The 4249-nt window shown below is 76.8% G+C and carries 4 protein-coding genes; 2 read left to right on the top strand and 2 right to left on the bottom strand.

Features of this window, described 5'->3' with window-relative positions:
• Positions 1–61 precede the first annotated feature (61 nt).
• Complete coding sequence (locus HCN52_RS22400) at positions 62–445, bottom strand: GntR family transcriptional regulator (protein WP_168090254.1); 384 nt, start codon at positions 443–445, stop codon at positions 62–64.
• Positions 446–629: 184 nt separating this feature from the next.
• Here HCN52_RS22400 and HCN52_RS22395 point away from each other — a divergent pair, with 184 nt between their 5' ends.
• Entirely contained in the window at positions 630–1421 is a 792-nt protein-coding gene (locus HCN52_RS22395) for a dioxygenase family protein (RefSeq protein WP_168090253.1), read from the top strand.
• Between the two features lie 141 nt (positions 1422–1562).
• On the opposite strand, the gene HCN52_RS22390 is transcribed toward HCN52_RS22395, so the two are convergent.
• Entirely contained in the window at positions 1563–2792 is a 1230-nt protein-coding gene (locus tag HCN52_RS22390; protein ID WP_168090252.1) for a MalY/PatB family protein, read from the bottom strand.
• A gap of 372 nt (positions 2793–3164) precedes the next feature.
• Here HCN52_RS22390 and HCN52_RS22385 point away from each other — a divergent pair, with 372 nt between their 5' ends.
• A complete protein-coding gene (locus HCN52_RS22385) occupies positions 3165–4229 on the top strand; it encodes a lytic polysaccharide monooxygenase auxiliary activity family 9 protein (RefSeq protein ID WP_168090251.1) in 1065 nt (354 codons plus the stop codon).
• Positions 4230–4249 lie beyond the last annotated feature (20 nt).

The following is a 4249-nucleotide window of genomic DNA, read 5'->3' as shown; positions in this document are numbered from 1 at the left end:
CTCCGGGGTACCCGACCGCCGGCCGGGTGAACGCGACGCGCCGCACGGCCGGGGCGGCGCGTCAGCCCCGGCCCGGGTAGACGGCGCGCAGCGCCTCCTCCGCCGCGGCCAGCGCGGCGTCGCGGTCCAGGCCGAGCCGCAGGGCGCGGCGCGCGTACTCCTCGGCGGCGTGTGCCGCCTCGCGGGCGCTGCCCTCGGTCGAGGCGGCGACGAAGGTCCCGTTGCGTCCCCGGGTCTCGATGACCCCGTCGGCCTCCAGCGCGCGGTACGCCTTGGCGACGGTGTTGGGGGCGAGGCCGAGCTCGCCCGCCAGCCCCCGGACCGTCGGCAGGCGGTAGCCGGCCGGCAGCGCACCGGACCTCGCCTGGTCGGCGATCTGTGCGCGCAGCTGCTCGTACGGGGCGTCCGATGCGGTGGTGCTGATGGTGACCTTCACGTCGGTGATTCTGCCGCACCGCGCGGCCGGCGCTCCCCGGCGCGGCACCTCGGCGCAGGGCGGGGCGGCGGCATGGTGCCGACGGCTTGGTGCGGCCCGTCGCCCCTGCTACCGTGGTAGTTCAAATTCGAATTACCTGTGATCCCGGCGGGAGTGCCGGGCGCCGCGGGCCGTGACCCCCCGGAGGGCCGCCATGACCACCGCACCCCCGAGCCGCATGCCGGTGCTCTACCTCAGCCACGGGGCGCCGCCGCTCGCCGACGACGCGCTCTGGACCGGGCAGCTGGCGAGCTGGTCGGCCCGGCTGCCCCGGCCGCGGGCGATACTCGTCGTCTCGGCGCACTGGGAGTCGGCGCCCGCCACGGTGGGAGCCACGACGACCGTCCCGCTGACCTACGACTTCTGGGGCTTCCCCGACCGCTACTACCAGGTCCGCTACCCGGCCCCGGGCGCCCCGGAGCTGGCGGAGCGGGTGCGGGCACTGGTGGCGACGCCGGGGGCCGCGGTCCACCAGGACCCCGACCGCGGGTTGGACCACGGCGCCTACGTCCCGCTGAAGGAGATGTACCCGGACGCCGACGTGCCGGTGCTCCAGCTGTCGCTGCCGACGCTCGACCCGGTTCGGCTGGTGGCGTTCGGGCGGCGGCTCGCACCGCTGCGCGACGAAGGCGTGCTGATCGTCGGCAGCGGGTTCTTCACCCACAACCTCGGCGAGATCCGCTGGGGCGCCGGGCCGGACGAGGCACCCGGCTGGTCGCGCGAGTTCGACGCGTGGGGCGCCGAGGCGCTGTCCGCCGGTGACGTCGACGCGCTGCTGGACTTCGAGCGGACCGCACCCGCGGGCCGCGTGGCGCACCCGCGCACCGAGCACTTCGCCCCGCTCTTCGTCTCCCTGGGCGCGGGCGAGGCGGACCTGGGATCGGTCTCCACCGCCGTGGACGGGTTCTGGGCCGGGTTGGCGAAGCGATCGGTGCAGTGGGGCTGAGCAGCAGCGGGGCTGAGCAGCGCGGTGGGTCCGAGCAGCGGTGGGCGCACCGGCCGAGCGGGCGACGGCGCCCCCGGGCCTGGGGGCGAGCGGGGACGCACGCCCAGGCAGTGCCCCCCGCAGCGGCCGTGCCACCGGCCGTCAGGGGCGCGCGCGGACCATCCGGCGCACGGCCTCCGTCAGCACCTCCGGTGAGGTCGCCAGGTTGAGCCGGACGTGGCCCGCGCCGCCGGTGCCGAAGGCGGGGCCGGAGTTCAGCGCCACCCTCCCGCGCTCCAGGAAGGCCGCCGCGGGGTCGTCCCCCAGGCCGGCAGCGCGGCAGTCCAGCCAGGCGAGGTACGTCCCGGGCGCCGGGCGGTAGCGCACCTCGGGGAGGTGCTCGGCCAGCAGCGCCGCCAGCAGCCTCCGGTTCTCGGCCAGCCCCGCCAGCAGCGCGTCCAGCCAGGGCTCGCCGGCGGTGAACGCCGCGCGGTGCGCGATGACGCCGATGTGCGAGGTGGCGGCCGCGATCCACTCCGGAATCCGGGGGAGCTCGGCCGCCGCGCCCGGTCCGGCGACGGCGAGGCCGGCGCGCAGCCCGGCGAGGTTCCACGCCTTGGAGGCGGAGAGCACCGCCCAGCCCGTCTCCGCCCCGGGCAGGCTGAGGTAGGGGGTGAAGACGGTGCCGGGGTCGACGACCGGCGCGTGGATCTCGTCCACCACCACGCGGACTCCCCAGCGGGCGGCCAGCTCCGCGACGGCGGAGAGTTCCGCCGCGGTGTGGACGGTGCCGGTCGGATTGTGCGGGTTGCACAGCAGATGGACGGTGGTGCCGCCCCGCGTCGCGACCCGGCGGTAGCAGTCGGCGAGGACGTCGAGGTCCAGCCGGTGGTCCTCGCCCAGCGGCGCCTCCACGACGGTCCGTCCGGTGTGGCGGACGTAGTCGTGGAACGGCGTGTAGACCGGTGAGTTGACGACGACGGTGTCCCGCGGCGCGGATATCGCCGCCAGGACCGTGAGCACCCCGGTCATCACGTCGGGCACCACCGTGGTGCGCTCGGCCGCGACGCCGTCCCATCCCCAGCGTCGCCGCGCGAACGCGGCGTAGGCCTCCGCGTAGGCGGAGCCCCGGGTGTAGCCGGTGTCGCCCAGCGCCAGCGCCTCGGTGACGGCTCGGGCCACGGCGTCCGGCAGTGGGACGTCCATCTCCGCGACGAACAGCGGCAACACGTCCGGCGGGTGTGCGCGCCACTTCTCGCTGGTCCTGCGGCGCAGCTCGGCGAGGGTCAGCTGCCGCAGCGGGTTCGCGATCCCCGGCGGGGCGCCGGCGGGGACCGGTGCGCGCTCGCCGGGGGCGTCGGGGGCCGGTGCGGGGCCGTCGGAGGAGGTCATGGCCTCAGCGTAGGGCGGGAACGCCGGCCCCGGGAGGGCGCCGCCCGGGGCCGACCGGGCGGCGCCCTCCCCGACAGGCGCTGCCCGGGGGCGGGCGCCGCGGGTGGCAGGCGGTCGGCCCGTCCGTACCGGGACCGCCCCGCGCGGTGCCGCCGGGCGGCCCCGGAACCGGTCCGCGGCGGTCGCGGCGGAGGCCGGGCGCGGGCGAGTCTTAATCATCGGTCAGCCGTTCCTTAAGCCCGCCCTAAAGGGTGGCCTCCAAGGGCCGGGACGGTGCCGGGAGGGGGTGCGACGTGGCTAGCGTGCTGTGCACCGGGAAGGGCCGCGCACCTCCCCGGCGTCCGCCCCGCCCCGACCCCAGGAGCCACCCCCATGACCGTCCGTCGCACGGCAACCCTCGTCGGCGCCCTCGCCGTCGCCCCGCTCGCCGCCGGTTTCCTGGCCGCTGCTCCGGCCGCCGCCCACGGGTCGATGGAGGACCCGGTCAGCCGGGTGCGGGCATGCTTCCACGAGGGTCCGGAGTCCCCCGCCAGCGCGGCCTGCACCGACCTGGTCGGCATCGGCGGCACCCAGCCGCTGTACGACTGGAACGAGGTGAACATCGCCGACGCCAACGGGCGCCACCGCGACATCATCCCGGACGGCGAGCTGTGCTCGGCGGGCCGCGACAAGTACGCCGGGCTGGACCAGGCGCGCGGCGACTGGCAGGCCTCCCCGATGACCGCGGGCGACCACACCTTCCGCTACACGGCGACCGCGCCCCACACCGGTTCCTTCGCCCTGTACGTCACCCAGCAGGGATACGACCCCTCGGCCCCGCTGCGCTGGTCGGACCTGGAGCACTTCGGCGAGGTCACCGACCCAGAACTGCGCGACGGCCAGTACGTCTTCGACATGCAGGTCCCCGAGCGCCAGGGCCGCCACCTGATCTACAGCGTCTGGCAGCGCTCCGACAGCCCGGAGGCGTTCTACACCTGCTCCGACGTGGTCTTCGGCAACGACGACGGCGCCACCTCGCCCGGCACGGGCAGTGGCGCGCCGGAGCCGGTCGACCACTCCGGCCACGGCGACCACGGTGACCACGGCGCCGGGAAGGGCGACTCGGCCGAGGGCGACCACGCGGACCACGGCGACCACACGGACGGGGCCGGTCACGGCCCGCATGACAACCACGCCGACGCCGACCCGGCTGCCGACGAGGCGGACACCGAGGAGCGGACCGCCGAGAAGGAGGCGCCCGCCGCGGCCGAGGACCGGCCCGGACCGGTGAACGAGCCGTCGGTCAACGGGGACGCGGAGGCCGTGTCGCTCGCCGCCACCGGCGGCGGCGGCAGTGCGTGGCCGCTCGCCGCCGGCGGGGCAGCCGTCGCCGCCGCCGGGCTCGCCCTGGTGGTGACCGGGGCGGCACGCCGCAACGCCGCCAAGCGCCGCGCCTGACGCCTGCCGCCCGGTGGGGG

The sequence above is a fragment of the Streptomyces bohaiensis genome (assembly GCF_012033785.1).
Taxonomy (GTDB): domain Bacteria; phylum Actinomycetota; class Actinomycetes; order Streptomycetales; family Streptomycetaceae; genus Streptomyces; species Streptomyces bohaiensis.
This window is presented reverse-complemented; position numbering and strand designations above follow the sequence as displayed.